We start from the raw sequence: 24,461 nt of genomic DNA on the forward strand, positions 1-24,461 counted from the left end.
CGCGTTTCTGGCTGGCGAGCGACGGCGAGCCGGTTAATTAAACGTCCTCGAACCCCCAATCGAGTCGGGAGCTCCCCCCTTGGCAGCAGACGCCCTGTTCCGTCCCTTTACTCACAAGTCATTGAAACTGAAGAACCGCATCGTCATGGCCCCCATGACGCGCTCCTTCTCTCCCGGAGGCGTGCCGACGCCTGAAGTCGCCGCCTACTACCGCCGTCGTGCCGAGGCCGAGGTGGGTCTCATCCTCTCGGAAGGAACGGTGGTCGCGCGCCCGTCGGCCAAGAATGATCCCAATGTGCCCGACTTCCATGGCGAGCAGGCGCTGGCCGGTTGGAAGCGCGTCATCGACGAGGTGCACGCCGCGGGCGGGGTGATGGCGCCCCAGCTCTGGCACGTGGGCTCCGCGCGCAATCCCATGACCACCTGGGTCGCGCCGCCTCCGGTCGACAGCCCCTCTGGTTTCTCCTCGCCCGGCAAGAAGTTCACCGAGCCGATGACGGAAGAGGCCATCGCGGACACCATTGCGGCCTTTGGCCGGGCGGCGGCGGACGCTCGACGGCTCGGCTTCGACGCGGTCGAGCTGCACGGTGCCCACGGTTATCTCATCGACCAGTTTTTCTGGGAGGGGACGAATCAGCGGACCGATGCCTTTGGAGGCGCCACCCTGGCCGAGCGCTCCCGCTTCGCCGCCGAGGTGGTGAAGTCGGTTCGCGCCGCCGTGGGCCCCGAGATGGTCGTCATCCTGCGGCTGTCCCAGTGGAAGCAGCAGGACTTCAAGGTCCGGCTTGCGGAGACGCCCAAGGAGATGGAGGCCTGGCTCACGCCGCTCGTCGAGGCCGGGACGGACATCCTACACTGCTCGCAGCGCCGGTTCTGGGAGCCCGAGTTCGAGGGCTCGGACCTCAACTTCGCAGGCTGGGCGAAGAAGCTCACCGGCAAGCCCACCATCACGGTCGGCTCGGTAGGACTGTCGGGCGAGTTCATCGCGTCCTTCGGGGGTGAGAGCTCCAAGCCCGCGTCGCTCGACAACCTGTTGCACCGGCTCGAGCGGGACGAGTTCGACCTCGTGGCGGTGGGCCGAGCGCTCCTCGCGGATGCGCAGTGGGCCAGGAAGGTGCGCGAGGGCCGCAACCACGAGCTGTACGACTTCAAAAAGGAGGCACTCGCCTCACTCGCCTAGTTTTCCAACTGGAGCGAGCTCCGCTTCTTCGTAGATTGCGCCGCCATGAGTGACTCGCTTTCCCCCGCGCCCGTCCTGGCGGCGCCCCGTCCGCGTCCGGCACTTCTCGCACTCGCGTACCTGGCGTTCGTGAGTCTGGGATTGCCGGACGCCGTGCTCGGTATCGCCTGGCCCTCCATCCGTGGCGCCTTCGCCCTGCCGCAGGCAGCACTGGGCGCCGTGCTGGCCACGTCCGCCGCTGCGTACTTCCTCTCGGGCCTGCGCGCAGGGCAGCTCATCCGCTCCTTGGGCATTGGCACCCTCCTCACCGTGAGCACCGGGCTCGTCACCCTGGGCATCGCCGGCTTCTCGCTGGCCCCAGCCTTCCCCTGGTTTCTGCTCTCGGCCTGCTTCATCGGCGTGGGTTCGGGTGGGATCGACGCCGGACTCAACACCTACGCGGCCCGTCACTTCGGCGCGCGCCACATGACGTGGCTGCATGCCGCCTATAGCACCGGGGCCGCGCTCGGGCCGGTGCTCCTGACCGCGATCCTCGCGCGCGGAGGGGGGTGGCGGGCCGGCTACGTCACGATTGGCGCGGTGCTCGGTCTCCTCGCGGTGAGCTTCGCCGTGATGCGCCGGCAGTGGGGTGGCGAGCAGGCGCGTTCGGGAACGGGCGAGGCTTCCGATGCCTCGGGTCCTGCGGCCGGGGACGGTGTGACGCCCGCGATCTCCACGGGGGCCACGCTCCTCCGCCCACGGGTCTGGCTGCAGATCTTCCTCTTCTTCTTCTACAGCGGCGTCGAGGTCACGACCGGCCAGTGGAGCTACACCTTCCTCACCGAGTCGAGGGGGATCGACACCACGGTGGCCGGGACGTGGGTGAGCCTGTACTGGGGGAGTCTCCTGGCGGGGCGTGTGTTGCTCGGCTTCATCGTCGAGCGGGTGGGCTCCGTCCGGTTGCTGCGGCTGTGCTCTGGGACGGCCGTCCTGGGCGCAATCCTCTTCGCCATCCCGGTGCTACCCGCCGCCATTGGGCTGGCGATCATCGGTTTCTCGCTCGCACCCATCTTCCCGGGCCTCATGTCCGAGACGCCCCGGCGGATCGGCGTAGAGGCCGCCGCACACGCGGTTGGCTTCCAGGTGAGCGCGGCGACCCTGGGCGTCGCGACCCTGCCCAGTCTCGCCGGTCTACTCAGTGAGCGGTTTGGCCTCGAGGTCGTCGCCCCGATGATCGCCATCTGCGCGGTGCTGTTCACCGTGCTTCACGAGGTGCTCGTCGCGGTGTCCGATCGGGGGACCACCGCTCCGGCACGGTAGGAGCCGCCCCTCAAAAGATGGTGGAAGACTTCCATCCGGCCATCGCCCGGGGGGTGTTGAATTCCTGTTCCATCATGAAACGAGGAATTCAAGCAACAGATGAATAAGGCAGGGGCCTTGTACTTCGGACCTGCCGTGGCGCTCTAGTTGAGCCACTTGTCGATGAGAGGTGTCTTCTAGATTGCCGACGAAGAGTCTCACGTCATTATCTGGAAATTCTGCTATTCCATTGTATTCATGGATTTTGGGCGGAGGGTCTTCGTACGGTGCGCTGTGCTTCATTTCGAATGAGGTCAATCGTGAGACATCTACTCGCCCGGTGGTCGCTGGCCCTGTTCGCGGTACTCACCGCCTGTCATGAGCTTCCCGAGGTGGAGGAGGGGCTCGACGAGCCATCCGCGACCGCGCTCGTCAGCGCTCAAACGCTGACGTGCTCCACGCTTCAGGTGCTGCGTGGCTCTATTGGGTCGGGGCAGGGCGTCCAGGCTCTCTCGACCCAGACACTCTCCGGCACGGAGGACCGCTGGGCGGAGTACGTGGAGTTCGCTCCCAACAGCTCGGTGACGTGCTCCTACGGCTTGCCACAGGGCGTGAGCGCTTCGTCCGTTCAGGAGGCCGAGGTAGGCATCAACTACCGCGGTCCCCTGCGTTCGGAGATGCGCTGGCTCTTTGAGGCCTGGGATTACGATGCGGGTTCCTGGGTGGTGGTGGGTGACAACACCTTCGCCCGCTCCTGGGCGTGGACGTCTGCGTCACTCCAGCTCCCCTCACCGGTGAGCCGCTTCGTGAGGGGTGGCCCCTTCAAGCTGCGCTACAGGACCGAGTCCTCGGCGGATGCCTCCCTGCTCGATCTGCTGGTCGTGCGTGTTCAGCTGGCAGGTACGGACGCGGGCAGCCCCACGACCGATGCCGGAACCCCGGATGCCGGAGCCACGGATGCTGGAACCAACCCGACCCCCGTGCCCTGGACGGGCGTCAGCAGCTTCACGTACCAGCTCACCGAGTACGCCAATGGTCGGTTGGATCAGATCGCCGGCTCCAAGTTCGACCTGGCCGTCATCGAGCTGTCTCGTGATGGCTCGAGCGACTACTTCCGGAGCGACGAGATCGCGGCGGTGAAGGCCACCGGAAAGCAGGTGCTCTCCTATTTCGAGATTGGCGCCATCGAGGAGTACCGTCCCGAGTGGGACCAGGTCCCCGACGACCTGAAGCTTGGCGCGGTGGACGGTTGGCCGGACGAGCAGTACGTGAAGTACTGGGACGAGCGCTGGTGGCCCATCGTCCAGGGCCGCATCGACCGGGCCCTCGCCGCTGGCTTCGATGGTTGCTACCTCGACATGGTGGTGACCTATGAGGAGATTCCTGCGAACTCCGCGGGCACCAACCGTGACGACCTGGCGCGCAAGATGGTGGCGCTCATCTCGCGCATCAGCCAGTACGCGAAATCCAAGAACCCGTCCTTCCGGGTCATGCCGCAGAACTCCCCGGAGCTCGTCGATTACGCGGGCTACCTCCAGGCCATCGATGGCCTGGCCATGGAGGACATGTACTGGTCGGACGACGTGGCGTGCAGCCAGGATTGGTGTGAGGAGAACCGCCGCAACGCCTCGCGCGTGCGCGCCGCGGGCAAGCTCGTCCTCTCCGTCGATTATGCGGTGCAGGCTGCGCACGTCGCCGATGCCTACACCCGCTCCCGTGCCGCAGGCTTTGTTCCCTATGTCACCGTGCGCGCGCTCGACCGAGTGACCGTGAACGCTGGCTGGGACCCGCAGTAGTGCTCGAGGTAGCCTTTCTGAACCAGCCATGGAGCTTCTGACCGAACGTCTTGTCTTGCGCGACTTCCTGCCGGGGGATTGGCCTGCCGTGTTCGCCTATCAATCTCTTCCGGCCTATCTCGAGCACTACGGCCAGCTGCCACCGTCGAGCGACGACGTTCGCTTGTTCGTGGAGATGCTCCATGGCTGGGCCCAGGAGGTTCCTCGGACGAAGTACCAACTCGCTATCACCTTGGGCGGAGCCGTCATTGGGACGTGTGGGGTGCGCAAGGATGCTCCGGACCGACTGGATGCGGAGTGGGGCTGTGAGTTGGCTCCGGCGTACTGGGGCCACGGCTACGCCCGCGAGGCGTCTCAGGCGATCATCACCTTCGGTTTTGAAACCCTGCGGCTTCAGCGCATCTGGGCGCAAACGTCGCCAGCGAATGACCGGGCCGTGCGGCTCGCCGAGCAGCTTGGCTTTCGTCGGCTCTCGCCGGGGCTCTACGAGGCGACCTATCCCGGCACGCGGGGGATGACCTGACGTTGGTCGGGATTTCCGTCCGGGAAGGTGACCCCCAGTGCCGCGGCCACGGCTCCCTCACGTGTCGAGGTGTCGGTGGCCGCGGCCGCGAGTGCTGCCTCGGAGGGGTCATCCAGTGCGGCGCCAGCCTCCCGCATGCGCCGTGCGAAATCGCTCATCCGCGGGCGCTCGAGCTCCAGTTGGAAGCTCATGTAGAGCCCGGAAAAGGCGCGTGCCTCCACCAACCACCCACACGCGGAGATGGCGGCCTCGATGCGGGAGATGGCTTCGTTGCGATCCCCTCGTACGATGGCCGAGAGCATGAGTGGTCCGTTCACGGCAAAGGCTCCTTTCTCTCCGAATCCCCCGGACTATGTCCGGGGCTTGGGGCTCATGCCATGACTCTTGTGGCTGCCTCGCCGGTCAACGCTCCCGAGGTGTGTAGGGGCTGAAGAAGTCGGTGCTGGCCCACTCTGGCATGGCAGGCGGGGTGCTTGGCATCGCGCTGCGGTAGCTCGAGGTCTGGTTCGGATCTCCCACGCTCGTCGGCTCGGGTTCGTGAATGGGAAGAACTTCGACGCGCTGCAACTGGCCACGCTAACCCCGCTGGAGGGGCACACAAAGAAGCTCTTGAGAAATTGGATAAAACCCTCGCCATTGTCGTGATGGAGTGGTGTTGATATGGAGTTTGCTCTAAATGACATTACCGTCAGTGTGTACGCGCCCGCGCTCGTGGGCGATGATGGGCGCCCGCTTGCTATCGTTCATGGAATGGAGCGTGCGTTTCCTGGATTGCGCTTGTGGTGGACAACCTCGGAGAAGGACGACCTCATCGCAGTACCTCACCGCGATGCGTGGGTCGCGTCCGACAGGACAGACGGAGGGTTTCCGTTCCTTTGCAACGATGACGACGCCCACCCTGTGACGATTTTTGGGCTCGAAAACCCGAACGGTCTTTCCGCAGATGGCCCGCCGCATTTTGAAGTGCATGCGTCGCTGCCAGCGCATGCAGCCAGCCTTGCGGTGGCAGCGGATGTGCTGGCGGCCGTAGGGGAAGGCGCACGTGCGTATTGGGGGCACGCCACGCCCTCCAACGCGACCGTGGAGATTTCGCGGCAGACGACCGATCCGGTGCGTAAGCCAGGAGTTCCGCCACGAGGGCTGCCAGCGCTCAGGTTTCCAGACTACATCCTCGCGCCCGAGATGCCGCATCACCTCGGCTGGCTGAACTACTGGTCGGATGCTGCCGCACGGGCCATCGGCTTTCCGGACCCCGCCCGCGACGTGGAACTGCTCGCGCGCTCACGGCGTACCGCGACGGGCGGGTGGATTGTTCAGCTCACCGAGGCGCCGCTCGACCTGGACAACCCCGCCCACCTGGACGCGCTTAAACGGGCCTACGAGCGCTTCCCGGAGCTCGGCGGGCGAGCCCCCCCTTGAGGCTCGGCGCGGCTCGCAGTGGCCGTGCAGCACCACCCTCCCACCCACCGGTCGGCTCGCCGCGCCTCACCCCGGGCACCTCCCCGGCCTCACCGCCTCCACGTCCGGTGGCCTCTGCTTCCACTCCTTGACTGTCTTCGCCACTCGGATGATTTCTCGGCTGCTCCGCTTCACTTTCTCCACTGTCTCGCGGAGCTCTGGCCCGTGCCGTGCTGCTACACGTCACGGTGCTGGTGGCGGTGCCCAGCGTGCCGGTGCTGGTGGACCAGGTGAAGGAGAGAGCGCTGCCCTGCGCGTCCCTGGCCCGCACACGGAAGACGACGGTGCTGCCGGCGGCGGGCACCGAGGCGATGGACTGGAAGGCCTCCACCACCTCAGGTGGGAAGCGCCCCGTGGAGGGAGCGCCCACGAAGATGACTCTCTCTCGCCTGAGTCAACCTCGCGCCGGGGAGGTCACGCCCGACTCTTCGTAACAGCTCGCCGAGCCCCGTCTGGACGGGGCGGGGATGCGCCTGCCGGGACTCGGCGCAAGGCGCAGAGACGTCAGTCGGAGCTGGACGGGAGCGTGACGGTGCCAGGATTCTCGATGGCGTGCCGGTCGTTCAGGATGTTCTCGAACGAGTCGTTCTTCACGTGCACGTCCATGTTGCGCTCGGCGTGCATGAAGAGCTGTTCCTTGTGGGTCTCGTCCTCGAAGCGCAGCTCGTTGTAGCCGTCGCCCCCCAGGGACGAGTTGGACTTGGCCTGTCGTCGCCGCACTGACGACCGTACGCATTCGCAATTGACCGAGTGCTTGACAGAATTTAACCAAATGGTTAGTTAGCCAATAGGTTAAATGCTCGAGAATGATCGATCCCCTTAGCGCCACCTTCGCAGCCCTTGCAGACCCCACTCGGCGGGCGATCCTCGCTCGGCTGGCAAAGGGCGAGACCTCCGTCACCGAGCTCGCACAGCCGTTCGAGATGAGCCTCCCGGCAGTGACGAAGCACCTCAAGGTGCTCGAGCGCGCCGGGCTGATCACGCGGAGCCGCGCAGCTCAGTGGAGACCGTGTCGTCTGGAGCCAGCGCCGCTGAAGACCGCCAACGACTGGCTCGAGCACTACCGACAATTCTGGGAGGGCAGCTTCGACAGGCTCGAGGACTACCTCGCTGACCTGCAGGGGCAGCCGCGTCCGAAACGCACCCGTAAGGTGGCACCCCCGAAGAAGGCCCGAACAGGAGAGAAGACATGAATGCAACGCTCGATCTGAATGAGCTCGCGAAGCGGCAGCTCGAAGTGACCCGGCTGATCAACGCGCCACGCGCGCTGGTCTTTCAGGCGTTCACGGACGCGAAGATGATCTCGAACTGGTGGGGGCCGAACGGGTTTCGGACGACGACCTACAGCAAGGACGTGCGGCCCGGCGGCGCGTGGCGCTTCACGATGCACGGTCCCGACGGCACCGACTTCCCGAACCACATCCTCTACACGAAGGTGGTCCCCGACGAGCGGCTCGAGTGGGACCACGGCTCGAAGGAAGGGGAGGTGATGTTCAAAGCCGTCGTCACCTTCAAGGACGAAGGCGGCAGAACGCGTGTCACGCTCCAGCACACCTTGCCGACCGTCGAAGCTCGCGAGCAGGCGGCGAAGTACGCAATCGAGGGCGGAACCCAGACCCTCGCGCGGCTCGAAGCGCACCTCGCATCTCAGCGTTGAGGGGGCGGCTTCGTCCACATCCGGCAGGCCGAGTGGCGAGGCCACGTCACGAAGCGGCTGGTGGCGTTGTTGGCGGCCAACTGTCACCTGCGAGGGGCTCGGGTGCTCTACCGCGACGACGGCGAGCCCGTGGCCAGGGCGACCGTCTCCCGCTGGATGAAGAAGGCACAGACACGGGCCGGGCTGCCGGTCACCGGGGCGCTGCACATCCTGCGGCACACCTTCTGCTCGCGGCTGGCACCCGTGGCCGGAGGCTCAGGCCTGAAGGAGGTTGTCGCGCAGCCCGGTAGGCGAATAGCCGAGCATGCGGCGAGAGGTTCGTGAGAAGTGCGCGAGGTCCGCGAACCCCGCGGCGTGGGCGGCGCTCGTCGCGTCGAGGCGCGCCAGTGCCGCCACCGCGACGAGGAGCCGGCGCCACAGTTGGAAGGTGCGGATGGGCAACCCCACGTCGCGGACGAACAGCGCCTGCAGGTGCGCTTGGGAGAGCCCGGTGTTCGCCACGACGAGACGCCGGTCGGCGGTTGGATCTCGCAAGGCCTCGAGCACCTGGGCAACACGTCTGTCTAGCGCGTGGCGTGACGGCTCCTTCGAGAGCCAGGTCGCGTACTCGCGGGCAAGGCCGTCGAGAACGTCAGGGCGGGGCAGGGAGGCGCGGTGCGCAGCCATGGCCGCTCCGAAGCGCGCCGCGAGGCGACCTTCGAGCGGGAACGCGCCTCCTCGACTGCGCGAGTAGCCCGCGACGTGCGGCGCCCGCTCCGGGTCGTAGAGCAGCCCGAGCGTGGGCCCGGGACTGACGACGGCATGGGGCAGATGGGGCGGCACCACGACGACGCGTCCACGCACGTGCTCGCGGTCCGCCACGGTCACTGTCACGTCATGGTCCAATCCAACGAGGATCGCCGCGCCGTGTTGAGCGTGAAACGTTGAAACCGTCGACGTCGAGGCGCGCACCGCGAAAGCGTCCGTGTGCACCGCACCGATCCGGGATTCGTTCAAGCGCTCCATACCTCGTGAACTGTACTGTGCTCTCGTGTCCCCCGATTCCAAGTCACGGAGGTTGTGATTGATGCTGGACTTCCTCTCCGAAGAGACGCGCCGCAATCCCTTTCCCTCCTACGACCAGCTCCGGAGCTTTGCTCCCGTGCTTCATGAGCCACGCTCGGATTTGTGGCTGCTCCTCGATTACGAGGGCGTGAAGCGTGCTCTCAACGATGCGGAGGCGTTCAGCTCCGTCGTGTCACCTCCGACCGCCCGGACTTCCCAGTGGATCGTCTTCTCCGACCCGCCGCGCCACACGAAGCTGCGTGCCCTCATCATGCGGGCCTTCACCCCCAAGGCCGTGGCGAGCCTCGAGCCCCGCATCCGGGAGCTGTCTCGCGAGCTCCTGGACCAGACCATCGAGCGCGGAGAGATGGACCTGGTCACCGACTTCTCGGTCCCTCTTCCCCTGAGGGTGATCGCGGAGCTGCTCGGGGCCCCCGTCGCGGACCAGCCGCGATTCAGGCGCTGGAGCGATGTGATCATGGCGCTCGGCCACACCGTTGCGGGCGGAGAGGAGGCGGCCCGGGTGCAGGAGGCGTTTCGCGTCGTGACCGACGAGATGCGAGTCTACCTGGAGGAGCTGATCGAGCAGCGGCGGGCGGTGCCGAGGGATGATCTCTTGACCCGGCTCGTCGAGGCGGAAGTGGACGGTGAGCGGCTGACGGAGGAGGAAATCCTGGGCTTCTTCCAGCTCCTCCTCGTGGCCGGCCACGAGACGACCACCAACCTGATCAGCAATGCCATCCTGTGCTTCATCGAGCACCCGGACCAGCTCGCCCGCCTCAGGTCCACTCCCGACCTCCTCCCCTCGGCGATCGAAGAGGTCCTGCGCTACCGCTCGCCCGTCCAGGCGATGTGGCGCATGACGAGGCGTGACGTCTCCGTGCACGACCAGGTGATTCCTGCCGGGAAGATGGTGATGCCGATCATCGGCTCCGCGAACCGGGATCCACAGAGGTTCCGCGACGCGGACCGGTTCGACATCACGCGTGATCCCAACCCACACATCGCCTTCGGACATGGCATCCATTTCTGCATCGGCGCGCCGCTCGCTCGCCTGGAGGCCCGGATCTCCCTCTCCACCTTCCTGGAGAGGGTGAGGGGCTTCACGCTTGCGAGCGACGCACCGTGGGAGCCGCGCGCGGCGATCCACGTGCACGGCCCGGCCCGCCTGCCCATCCGCTTCGAGCCGGGCAGGCGGGAACGCTCCTCATGAGTGAGCCGTGCGGCCCATCTCCGAATTACCTCCCAGCTCCGCGCTGCTCAGGGGCTCGCGTTCCTCCCCGCGCATCAACCAGCGGATGAGCGGGGTCGCCATGAACGTGGAGAGGATCGCCATGATCACGAGCATCGTGAACATGCTCCTGGGGAGCACGCCGAGGTCATAACCGATGTTGAGCACGATCAACTCCATCAGGGCTCGCGTGTTCATGCAGACGCCGATGACTGTCGCGGAGCGGTGGTCCTCGCCCACGAAGCGCGCGCCCACGTAGGCACCGCCGAACTTCGAGATGAACGCCACCGCCACCACCATGAGGCACGCGAACGCCTCGCTCGCGTTGGAGAGCGTGCCGATGCTCGTGCGCAGACCGGTGTACGCGAAGAAGAGCGGGAGGAAGAACGTATTCACCAGCGGGGAGATACGCGTCTTCCACTCCTCCACGAAGGACCGGTTGTCGTGCAGCGACACGCCCATCACGAAGCCGCCAATGATGGCGAACACACCAATGCTGGACGTGACGAACGCAGACGCGAAGATCACGAGGAGCAGCATGGCCACGGTGCTCATCTGGAGCCCGCCATGGCGCCGGAGGTTGTTGTCCACGAAGCGCTTGAGGAGCGGTCGCGCCACGAGGAACACGAAGGCGACGTAGATGGCGAGGGCCACCAACCGCCAGACAATCTTCGACGGCGCGAACTGGTTCTGTACGATGAGCGTCACCACCCCGAGGATCAACCACCCGACGATATCGTCGATGGCCGCCGCCCCGATCGTCAGGGCCGCGACACGCGTGTGGGCGAGCCGGAGCTCCATGAAGATGCGTCCCAGGATCGGAATCGCCGTGATGGACATGGAGATTCCGAAGAAGAGTTGGAACCCGAGCAGGTCGGGCCGGGGCTCGGGAAGCCGTTCGTGGAACCAGGGCGCGCTCAGGTACCCCATGACGAACGGAACGACCATCCCCGCGATGCTCACCACGGAGATGGACTTCTTCGAGGTGCTCAGGTTGGCCTTGAACTCGAACTCGAGGCCAATCTGGAACATGAGGAGGATGAGGCCGACCTGCGAGAGTCCGATGAACGTCTGCGAGGTGGACCCATCAAAGAGGGTGTGCATCGCATCCGGCGCGAGTGCACCCAGGAGGCTCGGGCCCAGGACGAGCCCCGCGAGGATCTCTCCCGCGACGTCGGTCTGGCCGACCTTTTTGGCCATGTACACGACGATGCGCGTCGCCGCGAGGATTGCGATGAACTGCGCGAGCAGGTGGAGGACGATCTCCTCCGCCTTGGCACCCACCGCCGATTCGGCGCCTTGAGTGGCGGCTTGGAGGAGGGACATAACCATCGGATTGGGGTTCATAGGGCAACCTGTTCAAGTAGGGCTGAAGGGGCAGCGTGAGGCTTTCGCTCCGGCCGTGGAGGCGGAGGCCTGACGCTCGGCCTCGAAGTAGCGTTGGCAGAGCCGCAGGCGCTTCGCGTCCAGGACCATGTACGTCCCCAGGACGAGCTGCAGGACGCTGCGTCCGACCTCCTCCCAGGGCTCGCGAGCGCTCATGGACGCGAGGAGCTCCTCACGGAGGCGTGGCTCCGGGTTTCCCTTCCGAGGCTCCAGCACGCATGGGCCTCGGTTTGGAAGCGGGCGTGTGTGGGAGGCCGTCGAGAAGACACTGAATCGCCGGATCGTCTCCCGCGCGACGGCGCGCATCGTGACGAGGGCGATGGCCTGAGCGGGGCACGGGCGGTTTGCCGCGGCCCCAAAGGGCATGTAGTTGGACTCCTTGGTCGAGTGCTTCAACCACCTGTCCGGGTCGAAGCGCAGTGGGTCCTCGAAGCCCTCGTGGTGGTAGGCCTGGTAGTTGAAACAGAGGACTGAGCCCTTGGGGAGCGTGGTCTTGTCGTCGACGCGGATGTCGCTGGACGTGATGCGGTGGGCGATCCCGAAGAGGGGATACAGCCGGAGGGACTCCGTGATGATCCGGTCCAGGTAGCGGTCGTCTTCCAGGTTGTCCGCGAGCCGTGCCTGGATCTCCTGGTTCTGCGCGAGGAACATCACGAGGTGGGCCATGGCCTCCGACATCTGCACCACCGCCGTGTTGAAGTAGACCCCTTGCAGATAGAAGGCCTTCTGCTCCAGGGACAGACAGGACGGGAGCTCGTGCGCGACGGCGCCCGCCTGAAGCCTGGCTTTCAAGTAGCGCGTCAGGCGCAGGCGTCTGTCCATGTGGCGCAGGCTCAGCCCCTTGAGCGCCGTCACGACGTCGTTCGCGTTGCCCACAATGAGGTCGCGGGCCTCTCGGGGGCACTGCTCATTGAAGACGAGCTCGTAATAGAACTCGGCCCAGATGGGCATCATCAGGTCGCGCAGGCGGACGAGCGTCGCCCGGTGGATGGCACGCTCCTCGAGGACGCGCACCGTGCACCGCGCCGCGAGCTCTTCCGCCGTCTTTTTCGGGAGCGAGAGGATGCGCCGCGTCGTCTGGGCGACCTCCTCGTAACGCTCGCCGGGCTCGAGGTGCTCCTGGTGTATCTCCGCGCCGGGGGAGAGCCAGTACCAGAAGAGGTCCGACAGGGCCGCGCCGTCGCTCCTCCCGTCGGCGGCGGGGTTCGAATAGAGCTCCTTGAAGTGCGACACGTCGACGCGCTCGCCGGGGATGGGGATTCCCTCCTCGCCGTTGATGCGCGTGAAGATGCGGTTGCGAAGCCCGATGATCGCGACGGGCAGGCGCGACGCCAGGGCATTCGCGACCGGGCGAAGATTCAGGATGTCCGGCATTGCTTCTCCCAACGTGAAACGTGCAAGAGCTCGGGGCCGACATCGCTCGCCGAGCCGCATCCGCACAAAGCCATGGCGCGCTCGAGCTCCGAGCGCAGGGTTTCGAGCACATGGGCGACCCCGGCCTCGCCCTCCGCCGCGAGCCCCCAGAGCACGGGGCGGCCGATGGCGACGGCATTGGCCCCCAGGGCGAGCGCCTTGACGATGTCCGTCCCGCGCCGGATGCCACCATCGAGCAAAATCGGGAGGCGGCCACCGATCGCCTCCGCGATGGGCGGGAGCAGCTCCAGGGTGGCGGGGATCGTGTCGAGCTGGCGGCCCCCATGGTTGGAGACGAGGACCGCGTCGACACCCCGCTCCAGGGCCATCTTCGCGTCCGCCGGGTGCACGAGGCCCTTGAGCACGAGGGGCAGGGACGTGCTCTTCCTCAGCCAGTCGATGTGCTCCCAGGAGAGCGCCTCGGAGAAGGCGATGGGGCGCGCGGGGCCCCGCGTCCCGCCAGGACCGGCGGGGCGCATGTTCTCGCAACACAGGCCGGACGGGAGATCGGTGAAGCCGTTGCGAAGGTCTCGCTCGCGACGGCCAAACACGGGCGAGTCGACAGTGACGACCAGCGCCTTGCATCCCGCCGCTTCCACGCGCCGGATGAGCGCCTCCGTGAAGCCGAGGTCCGGCTGGAGATAGAGCTGGAACCAGAGCGTGCCACCGGCGCTCGCTTCCGCGATCTCCTCGATGGCGGTGGTCGAGGCCATGCTCACGGTCATGATGGCGCCCGCTGCCGCCGCGGCCCGTGCCGTTGCTCGCTCACCGTCCGGGTGGGCGAGCCGGTGGAAGGCCGTAGGCGCGATGACGATGGGCATGGAGGTGCGGCACCCCAGCAGGGTGGTCTCGAGCTGGGGCCTGCCCCGCCCGCGCAGGACGCGCGGCACGAGGCCGAGCCGGGCGAACGCGTTTTCGTTCGCCCGCAGTGTCACTTCGTCGTCGGCTCCCCCCGCGAAGAGATCGTAGGCCCCAGGCTCGAGACGCCTCTGGGCCTCGGCCTCGAGCTCCCGAAGAGAGAGTGCCTTCATGGCTGGAGCTGGCTCTCGACCGGTGCGGAGTGGGTGCGCTCGCCCGTGTTGGACATGCCGAGCTCCCGCGTGAAGAAGGCCTTCAGCGGCTCGCGATGGACCACCTCGGACGTCCAATCGTTCTCGAGGTTCTCGGTCACGTGGTGGGTCGCCACGAGCTCCCGCTTGCGGTAGTGGCGCACGACGGGGTGCAGGTACCGGCCTTCACCGGAGCGCATGGCGTCGTCCTGGGCAATGCGGCCGACCTCCACATCGAAGGGGTCGACGCGATCGTGACCGGGGCCGTACTCGAGGGTGATGGTGAAGTAGCTCTCGGAGTCGCCGTAGGCGCTGTCGTGGGCGTAGGTGACCGGCACCTCCTCGCAGTACTTCGCCGTGCCATCGCGCCCGACGACGATGAGATCGCCCAGGAACGAGAACTGCTGCCAGAGGGCCGAGCTCCGATTGACTCGGGCGAGGACCGCCTCCATCAGCGCCTTGGGCTTCGCCGGGAGCTCCTCGTGGGGCCACTCGGCGCCGTGGTACTTCCGCTCGAGGATTCGGTGCAGGGCCCGCACGCTGTAACGGAAGCCGTGGATGAAGCCACCCGTGGACTTCTTGAAGTCACGCACCTGCCCGATCGTGCCGGCGAAGTAGAGGCCGGGGACGTTCGTCGACTCCCACTCGGAGGTCTGGGCCGGGAAGCGGTCCTTGATGACGAGCTCGGGCCGGCAGCTGTCATCGAAGATGGACGCGTCGAAGCGGAAGCCCGTGCAGATGATGACCCGGTCGTAGCGCAGGTCCTTCTTGACCTCGTTGGCCCGCGAGAAGCTCACCGTGACGACGAAGGAGCCGTCCCGCTTCTCGATGCGCTCCACGTTCCCGTCGAGCAGGGCGTTCTGCGACTTGAGCTGGTAGGTGTCGAGGAAGTTGTTGTTCACCGCGCGGAGGTGACCCACGTAGTGGGTGCGCCAGGCCATGCGGATGGAGGAGGGGCCCGCGACGTGGATGACGGCGGCCGTGGGGATCAGGTTGTCAGCGGTCTCGAAGGCGGAGTTGCCCTTTCCGAGGATGAGGACGCGCTGGTTGATGAAGTCCTTGGGGTCCACGGACACGGTGGTGTACTGCTCCGCGTGCTCGATGCCGGGGATGTTGGGGATGTAGGGCTTGGAGACGCCCGTCGCGGAGATCAGTCGCTTCGCCTCGAAGACGCGCCCCTGCTGGTCCTCGACGCGGAAGCCGCCGTCAGCGGTGCGCGTGACGCGGGTCACACGTGAGTCGTACTGGATGGGGAGGCGGTTCTTCTGCGCGAAGTCGCCCAGGTACTTCACGAGGACGTCGGCGGGGGGGAAGTAGCGGTCCGAGTACCGGGTGAACAGGAGTTCCGGGTCGTCGGACAGGAGGGAGTTCCAGTCCATCCGGAGGTTGAGCTCGGCGTCGTTCGTGCCGTTGTACACCTTGTTGCTGGAGATGAGCGTCCGGTGGCGGGGGAACGTCTTGAAGAAGGTTCCAGCGGAGGAGCCAGCCTCGAGGATCAGGAAGTTCCGGCCCGTCTTGGAGAGCAGATAGCCCAGCTGGAGCCCCGCGGGGCCCGCGCCAATGATGAGGTAGTCCATACCTGCCCTTGAGAGCAAAACCCAGGCCAAGAAACGAAAAGTGCTAAACGCCCGAAAATCAGTGAATGCCGGGCCAGGGTTCCTGACGGGTGTTCTCAAAGCGATAGTGGCGCTCCTCATCTTGAGATGACGGGGGCGGAAGGCGCGGGGAGTGCATTACGCTGGGAGGCTCGGCTCCGAGGGAAAAGGGGGCGCCGCTGCTGTTTGCCTGTCGTGCGCCGGTGTGCGAGAGCCTCTCAAATAGATAAACAAGTGTTTGTATTGCTTCCTTGGAAGATGAGCTTGGGGAAAATATGAGAAAATGGAAGTGGAAGGGTGGCTCCGGTCCTGGTGTGTCCAGGCTCCGTCCCTGGTTGATCTGCCTCGGTCTGGGCCTCTCCCCCGTTGGCTGTCATCCCACCGACGACGTTGTCGAAGACCCGTTCAATTACACGCACCCGTTGGCGGAAGGGACGCCCATCTGCGGCCGGCCCGACTTCAACGAGCTGTTCCCCTACTCAATCCGCTCCGAGACGCTCCCGGTGGTCGTCCACTATTACAAGGAGGTCGAGCTGGAGACGGCCCGGCAGGTGCTCGCGTTCGTCGAGAAGGGCTGGGACTATCACGTCAACCGGCTCGGCATGCGCCCGGCGCTCACGGACAACGGGGAGTGCGGACCCGACAACGCGTTCGACGTGTTCGTGTGGAAAGGGCACCGGAGCTGCCTGGTCAACGTGCTCTCAGGCGACACCTCCACCGAGTGGGATGATCGGCGTGGCTACATGGTCGTTGATGCCTGGGGCCCCTACGGCGGACCCGAGCTCGAGGAGACCGTCGTCCACGAGATGGCGCACGCCTCGCAGGCCGCGGATGACTGGTACGAGGCTCCCATCACCTTCGAGATGTCCGCTGTCTTCGCGGATCAGGTGTACGCGGACCGCTACATCAAGACCTATTTCGATGACTTCCAGGCTCACCCGGAGTGGGCGCTCGACTACTACGACGACTACGAGACCTGGTACATGTATGGCTCGTCCATGTACCTGCTCTACCTGAAGGATCGTTTCTTCGGGGGCGACGCACGGTTCCTCTCGCGGATGTGGCTGGATTCCCGCAACCCGCCTGGCGCGGAGAATGATCAGACGCTCAACGAGCCTGACTTCGCCGATGCGCTTGATCAGCTGCTGAAGGACAAGAGCTCGAGCTACGTCGACACCGTCCCGGAGTTCTCGCGCTGGCGCTGGTACACCGGCGACCACATCGACGACCGCCACTTCCATCACTTCAAGGACGGACTGGAGAACCTCCAGGCGGCCAGGCTCGCGCTGGCGGCCCAGCAGGAGGCCGTGCCGGGCAGGATCGACATCGGCAGCGAGAAGGCGCCCATGATGCTCGGCACGAGCTACATCGAGCTGTCGGCCGGCGCGGGCACTCCTGGGACCGTCTACGTGACCCTGGAGGCCCCAGCTGACGCGGGGCGCCGCTTCGTCGTCCAGGCTGTGCCCGGGCTGACGCCGGACTCTGATGGAGAGTTCCTGGAGCTCTCCTCGGGTCCGAAGGAGCTGAAGTTCGCCGCGGATCAGAAGCGGACGCTCATCGTGACCGCCCTCCCGACGGGTGACTACGACCCCGACCTGAGAACCAACGACCGGTATCCCTTCTCGATCGTCGTCTCCGGCCAGCCGTAGTTGAAGATGCAAACCCGCGACCCGGACGCTCCTCGGGTCGCGGGCTTCGCTCGTTGAAGGCCTGGAAGGTCTCCGAGCAGGGAAGCATTCCCATCAAGCCATGAACGTGACCTTTTGCATCCAGAGGTCACTCGACCTGATTGATAGGGATTGAAGCCAATGGAATATTCCGTCGTTTGGCTCCTCGTCCAGCGACGCCGGAAGACTCCGATTGGTCTGTGATCTTGGGCGGTGTTCCGGTTTTACGGGATGTCCATGTCAGACCCCCTCGTTAGTCTTTCGCATCACGATGCATCAGGGGGATTCCTTCATGGATGCACGCAGAACGGGCTTTTTGTCTCCGAAGTCGCATGGACAGGAGTCTGACGGCCTGTAAGGCCTCAAACGCCAGCGGCCGTCACATCCGGCACTTGCTCCCTCCCTCTCTCTGACTAGGGAGGAGCATGTAAGGCATTCCATTTCAGATTCCTTATGCAGGGAGGGCGTGCGCGGGAAGGCGCCCCGTGCAGGCGGTCTATTGCGTCATCGCAGGTGTATCACCCGCAGTAAGGAGGAAGCATGAGCAAGAAGAACGCAGACACGCAGTCCGGAAACGACACTGGCAGCTCCACCAACACCCGGGCGATGCAGCCCCGCACGGGTCGGATCAAGCAGATCCGCAGGCTCCGTGAGAAGAGCACGATGACGCTTCGCAGCGCCGCGAGCGTCGCGGGCCTGGCGGACAACGCCAAGGCGCCCAAGCAGGGGCGGGTGCGTCAACTCAAGGCCGTGAAGCAGCTCGCGGCTCGTCTGCCGAAGGCCGTGGCAGTGCCACCCCGCGACACCAAGGTGGCCCTCGCCCGGCCCATGCAGTTCCGCCAGATCAGCGCGCGGAAGACGATCCAGGCCGCCATCCGCATCGGCGGCGCGGGGCTGGTCGACGACGTCGCGAAGACGACGCTCGCTCGGAACGCCCAGGTCCGGCAGTTCGGCGCCAAGAAGCAGCTCTCGCTCAAGGCCGAGGCGAAGTAGTCCGTTTCGCCTTAGCCGAGAGTCCTTGAAGTAGTCCGCTTCCCACGGGAGGGCCACTCGCAGGGCACCGCGGGTGGCCCTCCTCTCACCAGGCAGAGAAATCAATGCACCACACCAACCTTGCACTGACCGCGGCGATGCAGGAAGTGGAGAGTGGCTCTACCGGCTATCTCTCGAGCTCCCCTCTGGAATTGCTTCGGGAGCGGGTCATTTCAGCCATCGAGAACGTTCCTTTCTACCGTGAGCTGTATGGACCGTTTGGAGCCGTTCCGCCTCTGGAGGGCTTCCTCGAATGGTTCCAGCGGCTGCCCGTTGTGAACAAGTCCCAGCTCCAGGCCGCGGGAGAGGCCCGGCTGCTCAACCCTCGCTACAGCCCCTCTGAGCTGATCCGTAAGCCTACCAGCGGCAGCACGGGCGTTCCCTTCACCCTGATGCTCGACAGCCGCGTCTTCATCTTCCGCAAGTGGCGCTTCCAGAAGCCCCACCTCCAGCTCGTCTCGAGCGCCTCGAATCAGCTCACCTACGTCTTTCCATGGGACTTCGTGGTCCGGACGCCCCAGGAGGCGCGGCAGATGGCCTCCGCCAACTCCCAGGGCGAGTCATCCAAGAGGACCACGGTGCGAGAGCCCGAGCCCCTGGAGCGCCAGGTGAAGGATCATCAACAGCGCTTCACGGCCCTGCCCAAGAAGGCGAAGCGGCATGGCACGGACTCGCCACCCGAGGAGGCTCAGACACAGGCGGCCAACAAGGCCTTCACAGTCAATTCCCTGCTTCCTCCGAAGGAGCTCTACGAGTCCGTGATCGAGCTCGAGCCCGCGAGCCTGGTGGGCTTCGCGAGCGTCATCGCCGGGCTCGCCCGCTGGATGCGGAAGGAGCAACTGCGGCTGCCCACCATCAAGCAGGTGTGGACCACCTCGGAGGTGCTCTCGCCCGAGGGCGCGGACGCCATCCGGCAGGTCTTCGGGTGCGAGCCCTTGAAGATCTACGCGAGCAACGAGTTTGGCTTCATCGCGTGGCAGGCGGAGAAGGACGCACCGTTGCGCATTGAGTCCGATCGTCTCCACGTGGAGTTCATGCGCCCCGGGGAGCAGACGCTGGCGGGAATGGGCGAGCTGTCCCGAGTCGTGATCACCGACCTCTTGAACGACACCATGCCGTTGATCCGCTACGACATTGGCGACCTGGCGCGCCCGCGCGGGCCGTTCCGCGTGACGGACTCGCTCGTGTGCGCGACCCTGGATGGTCTGGAGGGCAAGGAGGCCGATCAAATCCAGCCGCCCGATGGCCGCTCGGTGACCACCTTCCAGATCCTGGGTGCCATCAAGGACACGCTCCCCAACGCACAGTACCGGTTCGTGGGTCTGTCGGCGGAGCGGTACGTCGTGCAGTACGTGCCCGGTGTGGGCTTTGATCCCGCCAACCTCGAGAAGACCACGGCAGTGCTGAAGGAGATGCTGGGGGAGGGCATCGAGCTGCTCACTCAGAAGACGGACGCCATCCAACGCGAGCGCTCCGGCAAGCTGCGTCCCGTCGTCAACCTCGCCAAGGTGGCGCCCGGGATGCAGCGTAAGATCGCGGAGTCGCTGGGCGTGCTGCCCCTGCTGAAGGTGGATGAGAAGCAGGTGGCCCGTTCGCTCGTCGGCGCCGCGCTCGCGAAGGTGCTGCCCCTGTTCAAGGACACCGGCACCCTGGATGAGTCGTTGGAGCTGTACGCCGACCTGTCCATCAGCTCGCTCCAGTTCGTCCAGCTCCTGGCTGCCCTGGAGAAGGAGCTCGCGCGGGAGATCGACGATGAGGATCTCCTGGATGCGGAGCTCATCACCGTGGGCGACCTGGTGGAGTTCGTGCTGCGCCTTGGCAAGACCACTCACGAGGGATGACAACCATGTCCAGACACTCGCAGGGCATTTCGATTCCAAAGCAGTGGTGCAACTTCCTCTTCGATTATCCGCAGTACGCGGTCCACGACGTTCCCAAGGAGGTCTCGCTGCCCAGCAACGGTGCGCGCAAGGTGAGCATCGTGCCCCAGCAGCCGCTCTCCCTGGTGACGCAATCCAACAGCACCCGGGAGCCCTACCACGAGATTCCGGAGCGGTTGCTGGAGCTGTATGCCCAATACCGCCCCACGCCCCTGCGCCGGGCGCGGCAGCTCGAGCAGCGCCTCGGTGTCAACGCGCGGCTCTATTACAAATACGAGGGGCTCAACGTTTCGGGGAGCCACAAGCTCAACTCGGCGATTGCCCAGGCCTATTACTACGCGAAGGCTGGCGTCGAGGAGTTGGTCACGGGGACGGGCGCCGGGCAGTGGGGGACCGCGCTGGCGTACGCCTGCAAGCTGTTCGGCCTGCGCTGCACGGTGTTCATGGTGGGCGCGAGCCTGCGCCAGAAGCCGCAGCGCCGGGCGATGATGGAGCTGTTCGGCGCCACCGTCCATGAGAGCCCGAGTGACGTCACGGACGTGGGCAGAAAGGCCTTGCAGCGGGATCCGGGCCGTATTGGCAGCCTGGCGACCGCCACGGGCGAGGCGCTGGAGATTGCTCACGGGGGAAAGCGGATCCGCTTCGCCGTGGGCAGCGGGGAGAACTGCGTGCTGTTGCACCAGACGCTGATTGGCAGCGAGGCCATTGAGCAACTGGGAGCGCTGGGCGAGTTCCCGGAGTATGTCGTTGCCTGCATGGGGGCTGGCAGCAACTTCGGTGGAGTGGGCTTGCCCTTCCTCCGGGCTGCCCGAGAGCGGCAGCGCCAGCTTCGGCTGGTGGCGGTGGAGCCGGCGGCATGCCCCAAGCTCACCCGCGGCGTCTATGCGTATGACATCAATGACTTCTCCGGCACGACGCCCATCCATCGGATGTACACGCTGGGGAGCCACTACATCGCGCCGCCCATCTTCGCAGGAGGACTGCGCTATCACGGCACCTCGTCCTTCCTGAGCGCGATGTATGCCGACAAGGGCTTTGACGCTCTGGCCGTGCCCCAGCCGGATGCACTCGGTGCGGGGCTCCTGTTCGCCGAGAGCGAGGGCATTCTGCCGGCTCCGGAGTCGGCTCACGCCGTGGCGGGCGCCATTCGCCTGGCCAGGGAGAACCCGGCGGATGCTCCGCCGCGTGTCATCCTCATGAACATCAGCGGTCACGGGTTCTTCGATCTGAGTGCCTACGAGCGCGCCCGGACCAACACGCTGGAGTCGGATATCCCCGATGACGCGATGCTGACCGAGAGCCTCCGTCACGTCCACGAGTTCAACGCGCGAATTGAGCAGTCCTCGTCGCGCGAGTCCTAACGCCAGGAGCGATGTCATGACTCACAGTGCTCTTCCCGAGGAAACGCCAGAGCTGCAGGCGGCGAAGACGTTCGGACAGTCCCTGGGCGCACCTCCGTCTGGGAGCGACAGCAGTGTTTGGATTCGCGAGGCCTGGAAGAAGGCCGCCGAGCTCGGCGTCTTCGAGGTGCTCATCCCCGAGGAGGCGCTGGACGTCGAGGTGGTGATGTCTGTCCTCGAGGGGGTTGGTATGGGGTGCACAGGGGAGGGCTTTCCCCTGGCCCTCGGTGCCCACTGCTTCGGGTTCAGCGCACCGCTCCTCGGCTTTGGAAGCGAGGAGCAGAAGGAGCTGGTGCCGTCGCTGCGGGACGGCAGTGTCATGGGGGCGCTTGCGGCCACGGAGACGGAGGCGGGCTCGGACGTCATGTCGCTCAAGACCCGCTTCCGCCGTGACGGCGATGACTACGTCCTGCAAGGGGCGAAGTGCTTCATCACGAACGCCCGGGAAGCCGACTATTTCCTGGTCCTCGCGACGAAGGACCCCCGGCTGCACTTCCGAGGCCTGAGCGCCTTTCTGGTGCCTCGGGCCACTCGGGGCCTGGAGGTTGGAATCGACGAGCCGCGAATGGGGATGCATGGCTGCTCTGTCAGCTCCGTGTGGCTCGATGACGTGCGGGTGTCTCGGAGCGCGATGGTGGGCTCCGTGGGACAGGGCGCCTCTGTCTTCCAGCATGCCCTGACGTGGGAGCGGAGCATGTTGGCGGGCTTCCACCTGGGTGTCATGCGCAGGCAGTTCCTGGCGGCGCTCGAATACGCGAAGGAGCGTCGTCAGTTCGGACGCCCCATTGGGGCCAACCAGTATGTCGCCGGACGCATCGTCGACATGCTGAGCCGCTACAGGACATCCTACCTCCTTGTCCGGAATACCCTGACGCAGCTGTCCCTGGGAACGTTGACGCCGGGCGAGGCCAGCCTCACCAAGTTGTACGTCAGCGAGGCTGCGCTCGCCTCCGGGACGGATGCGTTCCGGATTCATGGAGGCATGGGTCTCATGGAGGGCTCGGAGGTGGGGCGCGAGCTCCGAGATGCCCTGGGTGGGATCGTGTACTCGGGCACCTCGGAGATCCAGAAGGTCATCATCGCCTCGGAGCTGGGGTTGGGCTCCTGACAGAGATTGAGGGAGGTTCAAGATGAGCGAGCAGACGTTATCGACGATTCTCATGGGCGCGGCGTCACGCTTCACCTCACGGACCGCGCTCGTCACTTCGGCGGGACAGCTCACCTACGGCGAGCTGTTCGACCGAGCCCTCCGCCTCTCCGCGTACCTGGTGGAGACGGGCCTGCGTCCGGGAGATCGGGTGGTGATCTGCCTCCCGAAGGGCGCCGAGCTGTCCGTGTCTATCTTTGGTGTGCTCTTGGCGGGTGGCAGCTACGTGCCCATTGACTACACGATGCCGGCAGCTCGCGGGGTGCTCATCCTGAGGGATGCCGAGCCCAGCCACCTCATCACCACCCGGCAGATTGCCGCCGCGCTCTTCCAGGGCGAGGCTCGCGGGCTGGTGGAGCCCACGGCGGGAGGCTCGGCAAAGCAGGAGGTCGTGGTGGCGCTCCGGGCCGCGCCTTCCTCGAAGGAGGGCGCTGGCATCTCCTGGGGTGAGGCGCTGTCGTCCGCGCCGCTGTCGGCCGCGGTCCCCGTGGAGGCACTGTCGATTGCCTATGTTCTGTACACCTCGGGCTCGACGGGTCGTCCCAAGGGGGTGATGCAGAGCCACCGCAGCGCCGTGGCTTTCGTGGAGTGGACAGCTCGGCACCTGGGGTTGCGGCCGGAGGATGTCCTTTCCCAGCATGCCTCGCCCTCGTTTGATCTGACCATCTTCGACTTCTTTGCGTCGGCGCTCGCTGGCGCGACGCTCGTCCCGGTGCCGGAGTGGTTGTTTGGTCAGGTGGCGAAGACCTGCCGATTCATTGTCAAGAATGGAATCACGGTGTGGTATTCGGTTCCCTCCGTGCTGCTGCGGCCCGACGAGGGCGCGCCCCTGCGGCAATTGGAGGGCTCCGCGCTTCGTCATGTGATCCTCGCGGGGGAAGTGATTCCCAAGCCAGGCCTCAAGGAGCTCGCGGCTCATTTGCCCGAGGGGTGCTCTATTTCGAATTGGTTTGGGCCCACCGAGACCAACGTGTGCACGTTCCACGATATCGGGCCAGAGGACCTGGCCTCGGACGGCCCGGTGCCGATTGGCGTTCCGTGTCCCTATGCGGAGATTCGTCTGGAAGGGCCTGACGGCCCGTCCACCGAGGAGGGCGAGCTGCTCGTCTGCTCTCCCACGGTCATGGAAGGGTATCGGGGGCTTGATGAGCTCACGGCGCAGCGTTTCGTGCACGAGCCTGATGGGCGGAAGTTCTATCGGACGGGAGACATTGTCCGGGTGGAATCCGGCCGCCTCAGCTTCCTGGGCCGGCGTGATCGTCTGGTCAAGATTCGTGGCTATCGCATCCAGCTCGAGGAGCTTGAGCAGGCCTTGCGTGAGCATCCCGCGGTGACGGAGGCCGCGGTGGTGACGTTTCAGGAGGAGGGGAGGGAGCAGCTCGGCGCGGCCATCGCGCTGCGAGAGCCGTCCGAGGCGCTCGTTGGAGAGGTCCGGCGCCATTGCGCGGAGCGTCTCCCTCCCTACATGGTGCCATCGAGGCTCCTGCGGCTCGAGGCGCTCCCTCGCAACAGCCGCGGAAAGGTGGATGTGCAGGAGGTTTCCAGGTTGGTGTCACTCGGCTCGTAGTGTGTCCACGACGTTCGTGGACCTGTGGATGTCCCCTCTCCCTCTGGGAGAGGGCTAGGGTGAGGGTATTCCCTTCCTGTGTTCCTGAATGGGAACGAGGACCTGGAGTTGCTTGCTCCGATGCGCACCAGGTCCAGGAGCGACACGGGGTGACATAC

22 protein-coding genes are annotated in these 24,461 nt (G+C 65.7%); 15 read left to right on the plus strand and 7 right to left on the minus strand.

All coding sequences use genetic code 11. From position 1 onward, the window contains the following. Positions 1-79 precede the first annotated feature (79 nt). The 4 genes from F0U60_RS19130 (at position 80) to F0U60_RS19145 (ending at position 4,777) form a co-directional block, all read left to right on the plus strand. Positions 80-1,180, plus strand: coding sequence for an NADH:flavin oxidoreductase (locus F0U60_RS19130; RefSeq protein ID WP_395822010.1), 1,101 nt, complete (start codon positions 80-82; stop codon positions 1,178-1,180). 45 nt (positions 1,181-1,225) lie between these two features. Continuing rightward, positions 1,226-2,479: an MFS transporter gene (locus tag F0U60_RS19135; RefSeq protein WP_395822013.1), complete on the plus strand. Its 1,254-nt coding sequence runs from the start codon at positions 1,226-1,228 to the stop codon at positions 2,477-2,479. Between the two features lie 299 nt (positions 2,480-2,778). Further along, complete coding sequence (locus tag F0U60_RS19140; protein ID WP_395822017.1) at positions 2,779-4,254, plus strand: endo alpha-1,4 polygalactosaminidase; 1,476 nt, start codon at positions 2,779-2,781, stop codon at positions 4,252-4,254. 28 nt (positions 4,255-4,282) lie between these two features. Next, positions 4,283-4,777 (plus strand): GNAT family N-acetyltransferase, encoded by a 495-nt coding sequence (locus tag F0U60_RS19145; RefSeq protein ID WP_395822020.1) that lies wholly within the window; start codon positions 4,283-4,285, stop codon positions 4,775-4,777. Here the strand turns inward: F0U60_RS19145 and F0U60_RS19150 are convergent. Next, on the minus strand, positions 4,750-5,094 hold the full coding sequence (locus F0U60_RS19150; protein ID WP_395822023.1) for a hypothetical protein: 345 nt from the start codon (positions 5,092-5,094) through the stop codon (positions 4,750-4,752). The genes F0U60_RS19145 and F0U60_RS19150 overlap by 28 nt on opposite strands. Before the next feature lie 343 nt (positions 5,095-5,437). Here F0U60_RS19150 and F0U60_RS19155 point away from each other — a divergent pair, with 343 nt between their 5' ends. Together F0U60_RS19155 and F0U60_RS19160 are read left to right on the plus strand one after the other, a co-directional pair. After that, positions 5,438-6,196: a DUF5953 family protein gene (locus F0U60_RS19155; RefSeq protein ID WP_395822026.1), complete on the plus strand. Its 759-nt coding sequence runs from the start codon at positions 5,438-5,440 to the stop codon at positions 6,194-6,196. A 209-nt stretch (positions 6,197-6,405) separates the two neighbouring features. Further along, positions 6,406-6,669 (plus strand): hypothetical protein, encoded by a 264-nt coding sequence (locus tag F0U60_RS19160; RefSeq protein WP_395822030.1) that lies wholly within the window; start codon positions 6,406-6,408, stop codon positions 6,667-6,669. A gap of 70 nt (positions 6,670-6,739) precedes the next feature. Here F0U60_RS19160 and F0U60_RS19165 read toward each other — a convergent pair whose 3' ends face one another. Beyond that, positions 6,740-6,955 carry a bacteriophage T4 gp5 trimerisation domain-containing protein gene (locus tag F0U60_RS19165; RefSeq protein ID WP_395822033.1) on the minus strand — a complete coding sequence of 72 codons (216 nt, stop codon included), beginning with the start codon at positions 6,953-6,955 and terminating at the stop codon, positions 6,740-6,742. A gap of 86 nt (positions 6,956-7,041) precedes the next feature. On the opposite strand from F0U60_RS19165, the gene F0U60_RS19170 reads away from it, so the two are divergent. Then, a complete protein-coding gene (locus F0U60_RS19170) occupies positions 7,042-7,428 on the plus strand; it encodes an ArsR/SmtB family transcription factor (RefSeq protein WP_395822035.1) in 387 nt (128 codons plus the stop codon). Next, on the plus strand, positions 7,425-7,892 hold the full coding sequence (locus tag F0U60_RS19175) for an SRPBCC family protein (protein ID WP_395822037.1): 468 nt from the start codon (positions 7,425-7,427) through the stop codon (positions 7,890-7,892). The genes F0U60_RS19170 and F0U60_RS19175 overlap by 4 nt, the downstream gene beginning before the upstream one ends. A gap of 255 nt (positions 7,893-8,147) precedes the next feature. Here F0U60_RS19175 and F0U60_RS19180 read toward each other — a convergent pair whose 3' ends face one another. Beyond that, positions 8,148-8,897, minus strand: a complete 750-nt coding sequence (locus tag F0U60_RS19180) for a helix-turn-helix domain-containing protein (protein ID WP_395822039.1) — start codon at positions 8,895-8,897, stop codon at positions 8,148-8,150. 61 nt (positions 8,898-8,958) lie between these two features. On the opposite strand from F0U60_RS19180, the gene F0U60_RS19185 reads away from it, so the two are divergent. Further along, on the plus strand, positions 8,959-10,149 hold the full coding sequence (locus F0U60_RS19185; RefSeq protein WP_395822041.1) for a cytochrome P450: 1,191 nt from the start codon (positions 8,959-8,961) through the stop codon (positions 10,147-10,149). On the opposite strand, the gene F0U60_RS19190 is transcribed toward F0U60_RS19185, so the two are convergent. The 4 genes from F0U60_RS19190 to F0U60_RS19205 are packed head-to-tail and all read right to left on the minus strand — an operon-like array spanning position 10,144 to position 15,592. Continuing rightward, the gene (locus F0U60_RS19190) at positions 10,144-11,499 is read right to left on the minus strand and encodes a cation:proton antiporter (RefSeq protein ID WP_395822043.1); all 1,356 of its coding nucleotides are present in this window, start codon (positions 11,497-11,499) and stop codon (positions 10,144-10,146) included. The genes F0U60_RS19185 and F0U60_RS19190 overlap by 6 nt on opposite strands. Positions 11,500-11,526: 27 nt before the next feature. Further along, positions 11,527-12,927 (minus strand): cytochrome P450, encoded by a 1,401-nt coding sequence (locus tag F0U60_RS19195; RefSeq protein ID WP_395822045.1) that lies wholly within the window; start codon positions 12,925-12,927, stop codon positions 11,527-11,529. Then, complete coding sequence (locus F0U60_RS19200) at positions 12,912-13,997, minus strand: alpha-hydroxy acid oxidase (RefSeq protein ID WP_395822047.1); 1,086 nt, start codon at positions 13,995-13,997, stop codon at positions 12,912-12,914. The genes F0U60_RS19195 and F0U60_RS19200 overlap by 16 nt, the downstream gene beginning before the upstream one ends. After that, complete coding sequence (locus F0U60_RS19205; RefSeq protein WP_395822049.1) at positions 13,994-15,592, minus strand: NAD(P)-binding domain-containing protein; 1,599 nt, start codon at positions 15,590-15,592, stop codon at positions 13,994-13,996. Before F0U60_RS19205 ends, F0U60_RS19200 begins: the two co-directional genes overlap by 4 nt. Positions 15,593-15,924: 332 nt before the next feature. On the opposite strand from F0U60_RS19205, the gene F0U60_RS19210 reads away from it, so the two are divergent. The 6 genes from F0U60_RS19210 (at position 15,925) to F0U60_RS19235 (ending at position 24,303) form a co-directional block, all read left to right on the plus strand. Then, positions 15,925-17,259 carry a hypothetical protein gene (locus F0U60_RS19210; RefSeq protein ID WP_395822051.1) on the plus strand — a complete coding sequence of 445 codons (1,335 nt, stop codon included), beginning with the start codon at positions 15,925-15,927 and terminating at the stop codon, positions 17,257-17,259. A gap of 558 nt (positions 17,260-17,817) precedes the next feature. Beyond that, positions 17,818-18,270: a hypothetical protein gene (locus F0U60_RS19215; protein WP_395822053.1), complete on the plus strand. Its 453-nt coding sequence runs from the start codon at positions 17,818-17,820 to the stop codon at positions 18,268-18,270. A 104-nt stretch (positions 18,271-18,374) separates the two neighbouring features. Beyond that, positions 18,375-20,150, plus strand: coding sequence for a phosphopantetheine-binding protein (locus F0U60_RS19220; RefSeq protein WP_395822055.1), 1,776 nt, complete (start codon positions 18,375-18,377; stop codon positions 20,148-20,150). 5 nt (positions 20,151-20,155) lie between these two features. Beyond that, a complete protein-coding gene (locus tag F0U60_RS19225; protein ID WP_395822057.1) occupies positions 20,156-21,550 on the plus strand; it encodes a TrpB-like pyridoxal phosphate-dependent enzyme in 1,395 nt (464 codons plus the stop codon). A gap of 16 nt (positions 21,551-21,566) precedes the next feature. Continuing rightward, the gene (locus F0U60_RS19230; RefSeq protein ID WP_395822059.1) at positions 21,567-22,697 is read left to right on the plus strand and encodes an acyl-CoA dehydrogenase family protein; all 1,131 of its coding nucleotides are present in this window, start codon (positions 21,567-21,569) and stop codon (positions 22,695-22,697) included. A gap of 22 nt (positions 22,698-22,719) precedes the next feature. Continuing rightward, positions 22,720-24,303 carry an amino acid adenylation domain-containing protein gene (locus tag F0U60_RS19235; protein WP_395822061.1) on the plus strand — a complete coding sequence of 528 codons (1,584 nt, stop codon included), beginning with the start codon at positions 22,720-22,722 and terminating at the stop codon, positions 24,301-24,303. Positions 24,304-24,461 lie beyond the last annotated feature (158 nt).

This window comes from Archangium minus (assembly GCF_044360475.1).
GTDB lineage: Bacteria > Myxococcota > Myxococcia > Myxococcales > Myxococcaceae > Archangium > Archangium minus.